We start from the raw sequence: 14,521 nt of genomic DNA on the forward strand, positions 1-14,521 counted from the left end.
ATTTCCGATTTCCAATTCACGCCTGACATGTACGCGCGCCTTTCGGCATTTTATCTCTTCTACTTCGCTGCGGTAGGAGTTTACGTCATCTTTTTCCCCAAGGCGCTGCAGATGGCAGGATACACCAGCCTGCAGATAGGCACGCTTCTTTCCGCCGCACCGCTGATGCGCTTTTTCGCCCCGTTTCTCTTTTTGAAGCATTTGCGACTGGACGACCGCACATTTCTGGGAGCGCTGATGCTCATGAGTACGGGCGTACTGCTTTTTCTACCGGCGCTGCACCATTTTTGGCTCCTGCTCTCGGTCAATCTGCTTTTTGGTGCGGCCATGAGCGTCACGCTACCTTTCGTCGAAACGAGAGCGCTCGAAAGTCTCGCGAGAAAAACCTACGGTCGGGCAAGGCTCTTTGGCTCCATCGGTTTCATTGCCATCGCGCTTTGGCTGGGCAGGATCCTTGAAACACCCTACGATGCGGTGCATTATCTTATCGCCACGATTTTGCTGACGGCTCTCTTCGGCGCCGCCATCGTTTTCGCCGACCGTGCCCATGCCCACGCCGACGTCCCATCCGATGGCGATCCCTTCGATCTGTTACGCCACTGGCCGCTTTGGAGCGCCTTTTTTCTGATGCAGGTGAGTTTCGGGGGATTTTACAACTTTTTCACGATCTACGAAACGGCCCACGGCATCTCGCTTGAAACCACCAGCTGGCTCTGGAGTTTCGGCGTCATCTGCGAAATCGTCATGTTCTATTTCCAAGGGCCGCTTCTGCAGAAAAACCTGATGACGATCCTGAAAATCACCATTTTCGCTACTTCGTTGCGATGGGCCATGCTTTGGCTCTTTCCCGACTCCCTGCCCATGACCTTCGCCGCCCAGAGCCTCCATGCCCTCAGCTTCGCCCTCTATCACACCACGGCCATCACCCTGCTGCATACTCTTTATAGACGCAAAGCACTGGCCCAGCAGTTTTTCCTGGGTATCTCCTACGGACTGGGTGGCTTCGTCGGTGCCCTGGTGGCGGGAAGGCTTTACGATGAGCGGCTTTTTCTCTACGAAAGTCTTATTGCCTTCACAGCTTTTGTCGTGCTCTTTTTCGCGAAAAAACAGTTGTTTCGAACCATTTAACTGCCTATTAATTTGGCCGATATTACAATGCAGATATACTAAAAGGCAAGGAAAGGCGGGACAGTCATGAAAAAGCAGATTCTATTCGGTGCCGCGGCGGCATTTTTGTCTCTTGGCACAGTGTCGGCTTCCGCGGATACGCTTTTGGGCGGTGAAATTGCTGTCGGCGGATGGCATCACGATCCGGGGGGATGGGTCAAGTATCCCAACGATCTGCCCGATGACCAGAGCAAGGTCGACGCGGATGACGATCTGAATCTCGATGCGCAGAACGATATCTACCTGCGGGCGAAACTGGAGCATCCGATACCGATCGTGCCCAACGTAAAAGTCGCCTATACACGCACGGAAACAGAGGGAGACGGCCGTATCGAGAGAAGTTTTACATTTGGTAATATCGATTTTACCGAAGGCCGGGACATCCATTCCGAAGCGAAGCTCGACAGTTACGATGGGACGCTCTATTACGAAGTGGTCGATACCGGCATCGATTTCGACCTGGGGTTGACCGTTAGATATTTCGACGGCTATGTCAAGGTGACCGACAGACAGACAGGTGAAAACGATCAGACGGATATCGATTTTGTCGTACCGATGCTCTATGGCAACATTCGGGTGCCGCTGCCCTTTCTGGAAGGTTTTTCACTGGGCGCCGAGGGCAACTGGATCACCTACGACGGAAGCACCCTTTACGATGTGCAGGCGGATGCACGCTACACGTTTTCAATGGGTCTTGGTTTCGAGGTCGGATACCGGTATGAAAAGGTGGAGCTCGACGATGTCGAGGATACCGATTCGGATATCGACATCCAGGGAGTCTTCTTCGGAGCGCTCCTGGATTTTTGATCCGCAGCTCGGAAGCGGTATCCGCGCTTCCCGGATAGCTACAGGTATTCGACGATCTCTTCGAGGGGCAGACGGATCTTCGCCGGAGGCTCCTTGACGCGATAACCGAAAGTGACAATGAGTGCGATCTACTCTTTTGCCACATCCATCTGCAGTACCGCTTCAACTTTCTCTTTTTCGAAACCCTCGATCGCGCAACTGTCGATCCCCATCGCCGCCGCTCCTGTCATCATGTTGGCCGCTGCAATGTAGCACTGCCTGGATGCCCAGGCAAAAAGCCCCTCTTTTGCCATCTTCTCCGTAACGAATTTGTCGTACCTTTCGAAGTAGGCGCGAATCTTCTGCTCGGGCAGATCCCTTCTTGAAAGCATCTTTCGGCTGTAGTCGCTGCCGGGTGTCAGCGGGGAGAGAATCGTCTTGATGATCACAAGATCGCTGCATGTCGTGATCTGAGGCTGGTTCCAGCAAAGCGGCCGCAGCGTCTCTTTCAGCCCCTGGTCCCGGACCACGAGAAAACGCCACGGTTCCATGCCGAAAGAGGAGGGACTCAGGCGGCCAAACTCCAGAATGGTCTGCAGCGACTCTTTCGGAATCTTTCTCTTTTCATCGAACATCTTGCAGGCGTGCCGTGCCCGCATCGCTTCCATAAAAATCTCTTCGTTTCTCATGCGCCGCTCCTTTCGCTTCCAAATTCTACCCCAACCTCACTTAGCATCCGTTACGCTTTGCTCCATATGCGCCGATTGAGATTGAGTTCCTCGACGATGCTGAGAATGAGATCGAGATTGTCGATATAGGATTTGAAAACATCAAGACGCAGCAGGGAGCGAAAGAGGGTGGGCTCGAACCATTTTCCTCCGTTTGCGATAGCGATAAAGAGTTTGTCGTAACGAAAGGAGAAGTACAGATCCGATCCCGCCTCTTTTCTCAAGGCCACGATCTTCTCCATCAGGTTGGGAGTGAGAAGATAGTGGGCTTCCACCGGATCGTCGCAGTAAACTTTGAAATAGTTTTCGAATTCGGGCGAATCCATGCGCACCAGATTTTTGGACCCGATATTCTGAAACCAGCCCCCCAGCACGCCCATGTAACGCTCCGCCACATCGGGTAGAACCATCAAAGAGCGGGTGAAATGCTTATGGAATTCTGTCACGATGAATGTTCCGTTGAATATCGTTTCGCGATGCTCCCTGCCCCTGGCGTCGCGACTTCTTTTCTCGACTTTCAGATTGGAGAACTCGATCGGGGTCTTGCCGATTTTTCCGCGAATGTAATCTTTGCCTTCGTAGCGGTCGTAATCGGTTTCGAAAAGGCCGCTGGCAACGAACAGCCCTTCATGCACCTTGCCGTCGGGATCGTACGTCAAAGATGGATCGATATGGGTGACAAGCCGTCGAAAAACGTCTCTTTTGAAACGGTTGCGGTAGCTGTGGCCGAACCACCGGGCAGACAACGCCACGATAGCAAAGCCAATGGGCAGAAGGGTCAGGATCTTTTCGACCGGATCGCCTTTTGTTGCAAAAAAATAGGCCGCCGCCACTCCCGCAACCACTGCCGCAACGACATAAAGCTGTTTGAGAATCCGTTTGCGCTCCGATTCAAGAGATGTCAGCTCGTTGTAAAGTTCGTCGTAGTAGAAGTCGAGCAGATCCGATGTTTTGATGTCCATCCCGACTCAGTCAGCTTTTGAGCAGCTCTTTGATATCGATGTTTTTCCGCTCGGTTTCGGGAATTTCGAAAAGCTCTTTGGGTTGAAAACGGAACCAGGCGGCGATCAGGGAGGAGGGGAACATCTGGCGGGCGTTGTTGTAGTCGGTCACCGCCTGGTTGTAAGCCCGCCTGGCCGCGGCGATCTGCTCCTCGATCTCGTTGAGCGAACGCATCAGCTGCATGATCTGTTCGTTGGCCTTGAGCTCCGGGTAGTTTTCCACAGCCACCATCAGTCCATGCAGCGGCTGGGTCAGCTCATCGGCGATGGCGATCTTCTCTTCCGGTGTGAGGTTGGGCCGCATCGCTTTGGCTCGCAGCTGTGTCACCCTTTCGAGCAGATCCCGCTCGTAGCGCATCGACTCTTTCATCAGTGTCACCAGGTTGGGGATGAGGTTGTAGCGCTTCTTCAGCAACGCGTCGATACTGGCGAAAATGTTGTCGCACTGGTTGCGGCGGGAGACGAGGGTGTTGTAGATAAGGACGGCAAGAAGCAGGATGATGCCGATTGCAACAAGAATTTTCATGATCTGCCTTTTTGAAAATAGTACATCGAAAAGAGGATATCAAAGAATCGGTATTTCCATCAATTTTTGAACGAAGGGCACCAGGGAGCCCCAGTGTTTCCTCTCTCTTATCAGGCTTTTTTCTGCTTCTCCATCCGTTTTCGGACATGGGGATCGAGGTAGCGTTTGCGCACCCGGATGTTTTCGGGGGTCACTTCCACCAGTTCGTCATCTTCGATCCACTCCATCGCACGCTCGAGCGTCATTTCCCGCGGCGGGACCAGGACGATCGCGTCGTCGGCGCCGGAAGAGCGGACGTTGGAGAGCTTCTTTCCTTTGATAGGATTGACCTCAAGATCGTTGGGCCGGGCATGCTCGCCGATGATCATACCCACATAGACCTCCGTCTGAGGCTTGATAAAGAGGGTGCCGCGATCTTGAAGATTGAACAGAGAGTAACCCAGCGCCTTGCCGTTTTCCATCGAGATCAGCGCCCCGTTGGCCCGATGCTCCACATTGCCGACGAAAGGCCGGTAGGCGAGGAAGGAGTGGTTCATGATGCCTTCTCCTTTCGTGTCGGTCAAAAACTGTGTTCTAAAACCGATGAGTCCGCGGGCGGGAATCTCGAACTCGATGCGGGTCGTGCCGTCAGGCATCGGATGCATCGACGTCATCTCCGCTTTGCGGCGTCCCAACTTTTCGATAACCGAACCGCTGAACTCTTCGGGCACGTCGATCACCAGGTGCTCGTAGGGCTCCATTCGCACGCCGTTTTCTTCCTTGATGACCACCTCCGGACGGGAGATCAGAAATTCGAACCCTTCGCGGCGCATGTTCTCCGCCAGAATCGAGATCTGCAGCTCCCCGCGGCCGGAGACTTTGAAACTCCCTTCGCCCAGCTGTTCGAGGCGCATGGCGATATTGGTCTGCATCTCCTTTTCAAGACGCTCCTTGAGCTTGTTGGCCGTGACGAACTTTCCTTCGCGTCCGGCGAAAGGCCCGTCGTTGACGCTGAAGATGACCGAAAGCGTCGGCTCTTCGATATGGAGCGGATCGAGGGGCTGGGGATCGTTGGGATCGGTGATGGTATCGCCCACATCGATCTCGTTGAATCCGGCGATGGCCACGATGTCACCCGCTTCGGCCTCGTCGATCTCGATACGCTCCAGACCAAGAAAGCCGATCAGTTTGCTGATGCGCCCTTTGAGCTTCTCTCCGTCGCTTTTTGCCAGAAGGACCTGCTCGCCCGCTTTCACTTTTCCGTTGAAGATGCGCGCGATACCGATGCGGCCGACGTAATTGTCGTAGTCGAGGGTGAAAACCTGGGTCTGCAGGGTATTCTCCGCACTCCCTTCGGGCGCCGGGACATACTCCAAAATCGCTTCGAAAAGGGGCGTGAGGTCCCTGTTTTCATCTTCCATGTTCCATTTGGCGTACCCGTCGCGGGCGGCGGCGTAGAGAACCGGAAAATCGAGCTGCGTTTCGTCGGCGTCGAGTGCTACCAGCAGGTCGAAAACTTCGTCGACGACACGCTCGGGTTCGGCGGCCGGCTTGTCGATTTTGTTGACGACGACGATGGGGCGCAGACCCAGGCTGATCGCTTTTTTCAATACGAATTTGGTCTGGGGCATGACCCCCTCCTGGGCATCGACCAAAAGCAGTACCCCGTCGACCATTTTGAGCACCCGCTCGACCTCGCCGCCGAAATCGGCGTGGCCCGGTGTGTCGATGATGTTGATTTTGAAGTCGTTGTATCGAATCGCCGTGTTTTTCGAAAGAATCGTGATACCGCGCTCTTTTTCGATATCGTTGCTGTCCATGACGCGCTCGGCAACATCTTTGTGGGCTTCGAAAGTGCCCGACTGCTGCAAAAGGCCGTCGACCAGTGTTGTTTTACCGTGGTCGACATGCGCGATGACGGCTATGTTTCGAATGTTTTGCATGGGTGTGTAGTCCTGTAGTTGTGTAGATATTTCGCGCATTATATCCAAAATATGGCGTTTTGCATCCAGGACACGGTGGAACATCTTTTGCTTGATCAGTTCAAAGTTCCAAAAAAGGGTTCCTATGGCTCTACTTCAGCTCTCTGCGCTGCTGACGAAAGCGATCCCACCCGGAAAGGGCAAAGCCGATGTTCTCTCACCGGAAGGGGGCGATGATTTTTTCAAAGAGTTGTTCCAGCTTCTGCTGGGCGGCAAAGAGAAAATGACGCAAACAAAATCAAAAGCTCCGCTCGGCCGCATGTTGCACGAGCCGGGAGAAATTTCCAAAAAAACGCCAAAAAGCGAAAGAGTTGCCGCAAATCTGCCCAACCAAGCCGAATCGCCGCGGGAAAAAGCGCCGCCGATGTTGAAAAGAACGATCGTTCACATTCAGGATTTTCCTGAAAACGACGGAAGGCTTCCGCTTTTACATGAGGACGGCGACACGGAGGCCGTGAAGGTGGAAATTCCCGTTTTACAGGAAGCGGCGCCTCCTGTAAAACGGATAAAAACACAAAAGGGTCAAGAGAAAATTGCCCCTGCAGCGCCTATAAAAATTTCTGAGCCGCTTCTTTTGAGAATCGTCACAAAAAAGCCGCAAAAATCCGAAAAAGCGCCGCCGGATGGGGCAGGGGAAAAGAGAATGCCCTCCCTGGAGAGACTCTTTGGGGTTTTCGTTCCATTTTCTCCATTCGCGCCGGATGAAGCGTCGCCCTTTACAAAGAACCGGAAGGTCCCCCTTCCTCTCCAGGAACCTCCGTTCTTCTCCAAAAAGAGGGTCGCCGGAGTGCCCGAAATCCTGCAAACCGGCCATGCGGTCAAAAAGAGGGGCAAACGAGCCAAAAGAGTGACGGAACTCGTCGATTTTGCCAAAAACATCGGACTCAATCCAAAACGAGCGAGCCTCCACATCCAGAAAAAGAGCGAACCAACCCCCCTCTTCGGGAATCTGCCGCACCGGACGCATAATGCATCCGAAAGAAACGGAGACATTTCCCGCAGTACCGCCGAACTGCTTCGGCGTCCCTTCCCATCCCATGCGCCGAAGAATCCTAAGACCGTACCCCCGCAAGAGCTTGGCAGCCCGACCGAGGAGACGGCAGCGGCGAAAGAGTCCGCAGGAGCGGGCGATACTCCCGCCAACAAAGAAGGATCGGCTCCTGTGGAGAATGCGCTGAAAAAACTGATGGAGCTTACCGCCCATCCCGATCACCGAAGCCGTGCCGCAAAAAAAGAGACGACAGCAGCCCAGAAGGGGCCGGATGGAATCGAGAGTCCGCGAAAGGAAGAGAGCAAACAGCCCTCCTCTGAAATCTCCGATCCGAACGGTTTGGATCTGCCCGATCACCTGGTTGCCGAAAACACGAAAACGGGCGAATCCCTTCATCAGAAAATCGCCGACGCCAAAGCGACGGTACGCCATTTCGCCCGGCAGCTTCAGGAGCAGGTGGAAAACTACAAACCCCCCTTTACCCGCATGAAGATGCTTCTTGAGCCCAAAGAGCTCGGAGCGGTCGAACTGACCCTTGTCAACCGCGGCAGCAATCTTCATGTGCAGGTGCACTCCAATCCCAATGCCATCGGCCTCATGGCCACCCAGGGACAGGAGTTGAAAAGCCAGCTCGTCTCGATGGGTTTTAGCGATGTGCAGATGCAGTTCAGTATGAATCAGCAGCAACAGCGGCCGCGGCACAACATGCAAAAGAGCCGAAGCGAAGGAGATGTCGCAATCGCGGAAGAGAGAAGCGATTTTTACGACTCTTTGAACATCATCATCCCGTACTATATCTGACAAGGAGACAAAGATGGATGTCACCACCACATTCAAACCCGATACCACGTTTACCTCAAAGAGCGATGTTGTCTCCAACCCCGACGCGATTCTCGGAAAAGACGACTTCATGAAACTGCTCCTAACAGAGCTGCAGTACCAGGACCCGACCAACCCGATGGACAGCGAAAAGATGCTGACGCAGACATCGCAGCTGGCCACCCTGGAAGCTTCCGACAATACCAACAAAGCCCTCGAAAAACTGGCCGCCACACTGACACAGAGTTCGTCGCTGGCCATTGTTTCCGCCATCGGGAAGATGGCCTCGTTGAGCAACGAAGGGTTCGTGCTGGACGAAAACAATACGCCGACCTTCGACATCTATCTGCCCGAAAACATCTCGTCCGGAACCATTCAGATAGAGGATACGCAGGGCAACGTCGTGCGCACCATCCCTGTCGATGCGATGGGCGCGGGAATCCATACATTCTCATGGGACGGCACGGACGGGGCGGGCAACCGGTTGAACGAGGGCAGCTACCGGGCGATGCTCAGTTACATGACATCCGACGGGCAGAAGGGTTACAGCCGCACCGGTTCCTATCCCATCGAGGCGGTCCGCTTCGACAAAGGCGAAGCGCTGCTGAAAGTGGGCAACCGCTATCTTCCGATGGATGAGATCGGCGAAATATACGGAGGATAGGAATGAACAGATCTTTCTACAACGGTGTCTCCGGCTCGAAAACCTACATGCTCGGCATGGATACGATCGCCAACAACATCGCCAATGTCAATACGATCGGATTCAAAGGCAAAACGGTCGAGTTCGCCACCGTTTTCAGCCAGACGCTCGGCGGATCGGGCCTTGCCCCCGTCGACAGCCAGACAGGACTCGGAAGCCGTGTCAACGCCACGGCGCTCGACACCGATCAGGGCTCCATCGTGGCCACCGACAACACATTCGATCTGGCGATCGCAGGAGACGGCTGGTTTGCCGTCAGGAACGGCGGTGAGCGACTCTACACGCGCAACGGAGCTTTCTTTGTCGACGCAACGCAGACATTGACGGCGGAAAACGGCAGTTATGTGCAAGGCGTCTCTGGCAACATCTTCAGACCCGACCCCGAAAACCCGGGAGGCTATATCGCCGCACTCGTCGATTCAATTCCTCTGCGCGAAAACGTCCCCGTCGGCGACATCTTTCTTCCCGGAGAGGCCCGAGTACCCGGCCGCCCGACGGAAAACGCCTCCTTCAAAGCCAATCTCAATCCAACCGTGGAAAAAGGCAACGTCGTCGTCACGATCCCCCAAAACGATTACACGACGGATATTGACAACAACAGGCTGGAAGCGACCATCTCCGGCAGCGTGACACCCTCCGACGAGATCTTCGAACCCCGGCCGGGGCAAACCGTCGTCGTCACGATACGAAACAGTGCCGGAGATGAAATCGAAGCCAGCACCCTGCTGGACGAGACACTCCACTGGTCGATCGAAAATATCGATATCAGCGCTCTTCACCCCTCCGAAAACGCTCCTTTGAGTGTCGAAAGCAGGCTTCATACCTATCAGGATATCCCCAACGTGGGCCATTTTCAGATGCCTGTGTTCACGGCGGGCGGGGAACGGGCCGTCATCGATATGAACTTTACCCAGCGGCTTCCTCTCCCACAGCTGGGTTCGGTCTGGGATGCCGAGATCAAGCTGATGCAGTTTTACGAAGAGTACGATCCCGATACCGTGTACGATCCGCAGCGGTACTATATCGAAGAGTCGACACACAGGGTCTATACCGTCATCGACCGCCAAAACGGTGAAGTCCGTTTCAACGAAAACGGCGCCCTGTCGGCCAACACGATCCCCCCTCTCAACAATGCGGAAACCCCGCTGCAGCTGAATTTCGGTACCCCCTACGATCCGGAGATTCCCAACAGCGGATACGACGGCCTGACGACATTCGCGAACCTGGCGACCGCCAGTACCGCCGCCACCCACGACGGATACGAGGCAGGCAACCTGCGTGGATACGTGGCGGCCGAAGACGGCACAATCTATGCAAACTTCTCCAACGGCAAAACCTCGGCGGCCGCCAGGCTTCCTGTCTACCATTTCCAGAACGATCAGGGTCTGGCCAGTAAAGGGAATGTCCTTTTCCGCGCCACACTCAACAGCGGCAAGCCCTTCTTCTATACCGATGCCGCGGGCAATGTGGTCCAGGGAGCCGTCATACACTCCTACGCCCTGGAGAGCAGCAACGTGCAGCTTTCAAGAGCACTGACCGAGATGATCGTCATGCAAAAAGCCTTCGACGCCAACGCCAAGAGTATCACGACCAGCGACCAGATGATCCAGAAAGCGATCAATATGAAGAAGTAGGAATGGATTTTGCTTGAAGAATTTCACCTGAATGAAAAGAAGAATAAAAATCACTATCAAAGGATAGAACCATGATGCGATCACTATGGGCCGGCGTGTCCGGACTTCAAGCCCACCAAATCGCGATGGATGTGGAGGGCAACAACATCGCCAACGTCAATACCACAGGATTCAAATACAGCCGCGTCAATTTCGCGGACATGCTGAGCCAGACAAGCAAAATCGCCACGGCGCCCCAGGGGGAACTGGGAGGCAAAAACCCGATGCAGGTGGGACTGGGAACCCAGGTGGGATCGATCACCAAAATTTTCAAACAGGGTTCTGTGCAGACAACCGACAAGAACACCGACCTGGCAATCCAGGGGGACGGTTTTTTTGTGATAAGCCCCGATGGAGGCAAGACGTACAAATATTCACGAAACGGGGATTTCGTTTTCGATGCGGAGGGAAACTTCGTCGACAACAACGGCTATATCGTCCAGGGATGGATACGGGACCCCGCCACCAACGAGATCGATGCGACCGCTCCCATTCAAAACATCACCATTCCGCCCGGATTGACGACACCGGCCAATGCGACATCCATGGTTTCGCTCAAAGCCAATCTCAACTCCGGCCAGCAGATAGAAAACAAATCCCTCGTTTTCTCTCTGGACAGTTCCGGCCAAAACGACAGTGAAGAGGCGAGGGCGATAGAGAACGCGGGAAAATCTTACTATCTTGACTTCAAAACGCTTTTCAACGGGACGGGAGAGTCGCTTGCGATGCAAGAAGGCGACGCATTCCGGATATCATTCGACGGAGGCGCCAGTTTTACCGAATTTGTCTACGACGATCCGAGTAATACAACGACACCCGCAAATGGGACACCTTTTACAACAAACGAAGATCTGCGAAGCGCTATGCAGTCGGCAGCGGGAGCCGGCACGACCGTTACACTCAACGAGAACGGAAAATTTGAAGTTTTCAACAATACCGGTGGAGAAATCAGAATCGTTGTGGAAGGACCGGATACCGCCGCAACGGGAAACAAACTGAATCAGAAGTTTTTGGATATGTTTACACCGCTGGAAGGTGCCATACCGGACGGGGATTCGAAAATCTCCCAGTCCTTCTACTCCGCCACCCACGCGTCGAGCATCGATATTTTCGATTCCCTCGGTACAAAGCACACTCTGCGTTTTGAATTCAGAAAAATTTCCCAGAATACGAACGGATCGGAGTGGATGATGGTGCTCAGCGTTCCGGAACCTTCCGAAATCAACACCACCGATCCCAAAAACTATCTGGTCGGTAGCATCTCTTTCAATTCGGACGGTTCCCTCTCCACTTTCTCCCCGACCAATATCAGCTTTACGGGCAACAACGGCTCCGCACCGAAGCAGACGGTCAATCTGGAACTGGGTACCGCGGGGCTTTTTGACGGAATGACCAGTTTCGACAACCCTTCCAGCACGTCGGGCATCAGCCAGGACGGCTATCCCGGCGGCGACCTCAACGGCATCCGCGTCGACGAGACCGGAACGCTGATCGGCAGTTTCACCAACGGAAGAAGCTTCGGACTCGCCCAGGTGGCAATGGCAAGTTTTGCCAACAACGAGGGACTCGAAGCCGACGGCGGCAACGTCTTTATCCAGACATCCAACTCAGGAGACCCCATCATCGGCCAGGCCGCGACGGGCAAGCGCGGTTTCATTTCGGCATCCTCCCTGGAGATGTCCAACGTCGACCTGAGCCGCTCTTTGACCAATCTCATCGTTATTCAGCGCGGTTTCCAGGCCAACTCCAAATCGATCACGACCTCCGACCAGATGCTGCAGACGCTGCTGCAGCTCAAGCAGTAATTTACATCAGGCCATAAACTTCCCGGTACCGCATCAGCGCGTACCGGTCGCTCATGCCGGCAATGAAGTCGGCGATGACTCTCTCCTTTTTCTCCTTTTCCAGCCGTCTGCGATACTCGTCGGGAAGAAGGTTGCCATCTTCCGTGAAAGCCTTGTAGAGATTTTCGATACAGATCTTGCCGGCATGCATCTTGCTGACGATTCGCTCGTGGCGATAGAGTTTTTCAAAAAGGATCTTCTTGAGCTTTTTGATCTCGGTCGCCAGCTCTTTGTCGAACCGCACAGGAAGCGGCTCGGAAGCGGGCAGGGTACGGCACAAAACGCCTCTGCCCCGGGGTACCCTTCCGCGGCTCGATTCGATCAGTTCCGTCACAAGATGGCTGATGAGCATTCCCACGAACCGGTAACGGTGCAACTTCGATCCTCTCTGAAGTACTTCGCTCCTTACCCTGGCATCGATCATCCGGACCAGTTCGTTTTCCAGAATATCCTCGAAAGAGATGAGACCATACTGGATGCCGTCGTCGATATCGTGACTGATGTAGGCGATCTCGTCGGCATGGTCGACGATCATCGCTTCGATGGAAGGGTGGTAGTCGAGTCCGAAAACCTCGTCATACCACTCCGTCAGAAAGGGCTTTCGGTAGGGGTAGGAGTGTTTGAGTATGCCCTCCAGCGTGGCGAAGGTGAGGTTCAGGCCATCAAACGGGGCGTAGCGTTTCTCCAGTTTCGTCACGACGCGGAACGACTGGAAGTTGTGCTCGAAACCGTTTGTATTGCCATCTTTTTTCAGACAACTATCGAGCGTGTCACCCCCCACATGGCCGAAAGGGGTGTGGCCCAGATCGTGGGCCAGGGCGATCGTTTCGGCCAGTGTCTCGTGACACCCCAACGCCGTGGCCACCGACCTGGCGATCTGGCTCACCTCCAGCGAATGGGTCAGTCGCGTTCTGAAATAGTCTCCCTCGTGGTTGATGAAAACCTGGGTTTTGTACTCCAGGCGGCGGAACGAACTGGTATGGATAACCCTGTCACGGTCACGGGCAAACGGGTCCCTGAAATCCGGAATGGCCGCATGGAAACGATCGGTGCACTGCATAAATTTTCCTTGGAATCCCGGTATGGGTGGCTTAAGAAATCGATGCGCGATTTATATTATAATTGGATCAATTTTATCCAAAAAGGCGAGCCGATGAAAGTGACGCTGATGCACCATACCCCACTGGAAGTGTGCGCCCATGCCATACGGACATGCTGGCAGAGTTTCGACAAAAGCGACGGCGGCGGGGAGAGAGACCGGGAACTCATCGACCGTGTCGGCAACAAGTTCAAACACGCCAGCACCCTCGAGCATCTCTGTTATACGTTCTATATCCAGGGGATCAGCCGCGCCGTGCTGCAGGAGCTCGCGCGCCACCGCATGGCGAGTCTGAGTGTCAAAAGCACCCGCTACACGCTCAAAGAGCTCAAAACCGAATCCCCTTTCACATCCGCGGATATCCAACGGGCCGAAAAATATCTCGTCATGACCGACAAGGCACTGGTCAACGAAATGAGTATCAAAGCACTGGAAAATCTGCGGCAGCTGCTGGTAGCCGGCATCGCCAACGACAAAGCCAAATATGCCCTGCCGGAGTGTTACAAAACCGAACTGACCTGGACCATCAACGCCCGCAGCCTTCAGAATTTCCTGTGGTTAAGAAGCGACAAAGCGGCGCTGTGGGAAATCCGCGACCTCGCCCATGCCGTCTACGGCGCCCTGCCCGAAGATCACAAATATCTTTTCACGATCAAAGAGATATAAAGGCGGCTGCCGGGATACCCCGCTGCCCGCCGCTCACTTCATCCGCTGCGCATGGGTGATCGCCACAGCCATTGCGTCGGTGATATCCAGGGGCCTGATCTCCCTGTCGATTTTCAGAATCCTCTTTACCATGAACGCCACCTGCTCCTTGGCCGCTTTGCCGTTGCCTGTGAGCGCTTTTTTGACCTGAAGCGGTGTGTATTCGGCGAAATTGCCCAGCTCCTGCAGAATCTTCAAACTCAAAGCCCCCCGAAACTGCGCCAGTTTCAGCACCGTTTTGGGATTGAAAGCGAAAAAGATATCTTCGATCGCCACTTCGTCGACAGGGTTGGCTTTCAATACAAGATCGAGCCCCTCCACCAGCTCGACGATCTGATGCTGCAGATCCTTCTCTTTGATCTTTATCAATCCGGCCTCCACGAGCCGAAGAGAACGTCCCTCTTTTTCGACAATGGCATACCCGCAGTTTCTGCTGCCAGGATCAATTCCAAGTATCTTCACGCTTTCACCCTTTTTTCACAGTGTGAATAAGTCACTCTTCACAATTTTCTAACCTC

The 14,521-nt window shown here is 54.2% G+C and carries 13 protein-coding genes; 7 read left to right on the forward strand and 6 right to left on the reverse strand.

The window, feature by feature from the left end; genetic code table 11:
• The first annotated feature begins 27 nt into the window (after positions 1-27).
• Together JMG82_RS07850 and JMG82_RS07855 are read left to right on the forward strand one after the other, a co-directional pair.
• The gene (locus tag JMG82_RS07850) at positions 28-1,128 is read left to right on the forward strand and encodes an MFS transporter (protein ID WP_201352154.1); all 1,101 of its coding nucleotides are present in this window, start codon (positions 28-30) and stop codon (positions 1,126-1,128) included.
• 66 nt (positions 1,129-1,194) lie between these two features.
• Positions 1,195-1,974, forward strand: coding sequence for a TIGR04219 family outer membrane beta-barrel protein (locus JMG82_RS07855; protein WP_201352155.1), 780 nt, complete (start codon positions 1,195-1,197; stop codon positions 1,972-1,974).
• Between the two features lie 128 nt (positions 1,975-2,102).
• On the opposite strand, the gene JMG82_RS07860 is transcribed toward JMG82_RS07855, so the two are convergent.
• The 4 genes from JMG82_RS07860 to typA form a co-directional block, all read right to left on the reverse strand.
• Positions 2,103-2,642: an NAD(P)H-dependent oxidoreductase gene (locus tag JMG82_RS07860; protein ID WP_236579117.1), complete on the reverse strand. Its 540-nt coding sequence runs from the start codon at positions 2,640-2,642 to the stop codon at positions 2,103-2,105.
• Positions 2,643-2,692: 50 nt separating this feature from the next.
• Positions 2,693-3,643, reverse strand: coding sequence for a DUF3137 domain-containing protein (locus JMG82_RS07865; protein WP_201352156.1), 951 nt, complete (start codon positions 3,641-3,643; stop codon positions 2,693-2,695).
• Between the two features lie 10 nt (positions 3,644-3,653).
• Positions 3,654-4,208: a LemA family protein gene (locus tag JMG82_RS07870; RefSeq protein WP_201352157.1), complete on the reverse strand. Its 555-nt coding sequence runs from the start codon at positions 4,206-4,208 to the stop codon at positions 3,654-3,656.
• A gap of 110 nt (positions 4,209-4,318) precedes the next feature.
• A complete protein-coding gene (gene typA, locus JMG82_RS07875; RefSeq protein WP_201352158.1) occupies positions 4,319-6,130 on the reverse strand; it encodes a translational GTPase TypA in 1,812 nt (603 codons plus the stop codon).
• 124 nt (positions 6,131-6,254) lie between these two features.
• Here typA and fliK point away from each other — a divergent pair, with 124 nt between their 5' ends.
• The 4 genes from fliK to JMG82_RS07895 all read left to right on the forward strand — a co-directional run bounded on the left by fliK (position 6,255) and on the right by JMG82_RS07895 (position 12,160).
• Positions 6,255-7,961 (forward strand): flagellar hook-length control protein FliK, encoded by a 1,707-nt coding sequence (gene fliK / locus JMG82_RS07880; protein ID WP_201352159.1) that lies wholly within the window; start codon positions 6,255-6,257, stop codon positions 7,959-7,961.
• Positions 7,962-7,974: 13 nt separating this feature from the next.
• Positions 7,975-8,643, forward strand: coding sequence for a FlgD immunoglobulin-like domain containing protein (locus JMG82_RS07885; RefSeq protein ID WP_201352160.1), 669 nt, complete (start codon positions 7,975-7,977; stop codon positions 8,641-8,643).
• Positions 8,644-8,645: 2 nt separating this feature from the next.
• Entirely contained in the window at positions 8,646-10,316 is a 1,671-nt protein-coding gene (locus tag JMG82_RS07890) for a flagellar hook protein FlgE (protein ID WP_201352161.1), read from the forward strand.
• Between the two features lie 71 nt (positions 10,317-10,387).
• A complete protein-coding gene (locus JMG82_RS07895) occupies positions 10,388-12,160 on the forward strand; it encodes a flagellar hook-basal body complex protein (protein ID WP_201352162.1) in 1,773 nt (590 codons plus the stop codon).
• 1 nt (position 12,161) lies between these two features.
• Here JMG82_RS07895 and JMG82_RS07900 read toward each other — a convergent pair whose 3' ends face one another.
• Positions 12,162-13,259, reverse strand: a complete 1,098-nt coding sequence (locus tag JMG82_RS07900; protein WP_201352163.1) for a deoxyguanosinetriphosphate triphosphohydrolase — start codon at positions 13,257-13,259, stop codon at positions 12,162-12,164.
• A 93-nt stretch (positions 13,260-13,352) separates the two neighbouring features.
• Between JMG82_RS07900 and thyX the strand changes: the two genes are divergently transcribed.
• Complete coding sequence (gene thyX, locus JMG82_RS07905) at positions 13,353-13,964, forward strand: FAD-dependent thymidylate synthase (protein WP_201352164.1); 612 nt, start codon at positions 13,353-13,355, stop codon at positions 13,962-13,964.
• Between the two features lie 33 nt (positions 13,965-13,997).
• Here thyX and ruvC read toward each other — a convergent pair whose 3' ends face one another.
• Positions 13,998-14,465: a crossover junction endodeoxyribonuclease RuvC gene (ruvC, locus tag JMG82_RS07910; protein ID WP_201352165.1), complete on the reverse strand. Its 468-nt coding sequence runs from the start codon at positions 14,463-14,465 to the stop codon at positions 13,998-14,000.
• Positions 14,466-14,521 lie beyond the last annotated feature (56 nt).

Source organism: Hydrogenimonas urashimensis (assembly GCF_016593255.1).
Taxonomy (GTDB): Bacteria; Campylobacterota; Campylobacteria; order Campylobacterales; family Hydrogenimonadaceae; genus Hydrogenimonas; species Hydrogenimonas urashimensis.

What these genes read in the sequence shown, in the direction of transcription:
- JMG82_RS07855 (WP_201352155.1), top strand. Translation starts at nt 1,195, where the DNA reads ATGAAAAAGCAGATTCTATTCGGTGCCGCGGCGGCATTTTTGTCTCTT.
- JMG82_RS07895 (WP_201352162.1), top strand. Translation starts at nt 10,388, where the DNA reads ATGATGCGATCACTATGGGCCGGCGTGTCCGGACTTCAAGCCCACCAA.
- JMG82_RS07900 (WP_201352163.1), bottom strand. Translation starts at nt 13,259, where the DNA reads ATGCAGTGCACCGATCGTTTCCATGCGGCCATTCCGGATTTCAGGGAC.
- JMG82_RS07865 (WP_201352156.1), bottom strand. Translation starts at nt 3,643, where the DNA reads ATGGACATCAAAACATCGGATCTGCTCGACTTCTACTACGACGAACTT.
- JMG82_RS07860 (WP_236579117.1), bottom strand. Translation starts at nt 2,642, where the DNA reads ATGAGAAACGAAGAGATTTTTATGGAAGCGATGCGGGCACGGCACGCC.
- typA (WP_201352158.1), bottom strand. Translation starts at nt 6,130, where the DNA reads ATGCAAAACATTCGAAACATAGCCGTCATCGCGCATGTCGACCACGGT.
- fliK (WP_201352159.1), top strand. Translation starts at nt 6,255, where the DNA reads ATGGCTCTACTTCAGCTCTCTGCGCTGCTGACGAAAGCGATCCCACCC.
- JMG82_RS07870 (WP_201352157.1), bottom strand. Translation starts at nt 4,208, where the DNA reads ATGAAAATTCTTGTTGCAATCGGCATCATCCTGCTTCTTGCCGTCCTT.
- JMG82_RS07885 (WP_201352160.1), top strand. Translation starts at nt 7,975, where the DNA reads ATGGATGTCACCACCACATTCAAACCCGATACCACGTTTACCTCAAAG.
- JMG82_RS07890 (WP_201352161.1), top strand. Translation starts at nt 8,646, where the DNA reads ATGAACAGATCTTTCTACAACGGTGTCTCCGGCTCGAAAACCTACATG.
- thyX (WP_201352164.1), top strand. Translation starts at nt 13,353, where the DNA reads ATGAAAGTGACGCTGATGCACCATACCCCACTGGAAGTGTGCGCCCAT.
- JMG82_RS07850 (WP_201352154.1), top strand. Translation starts at nt 28, where the DNA reads ATGTACGCGCGCCTTTCGGCATTTTATCTCTTCTACTTCGCTGCGGTA.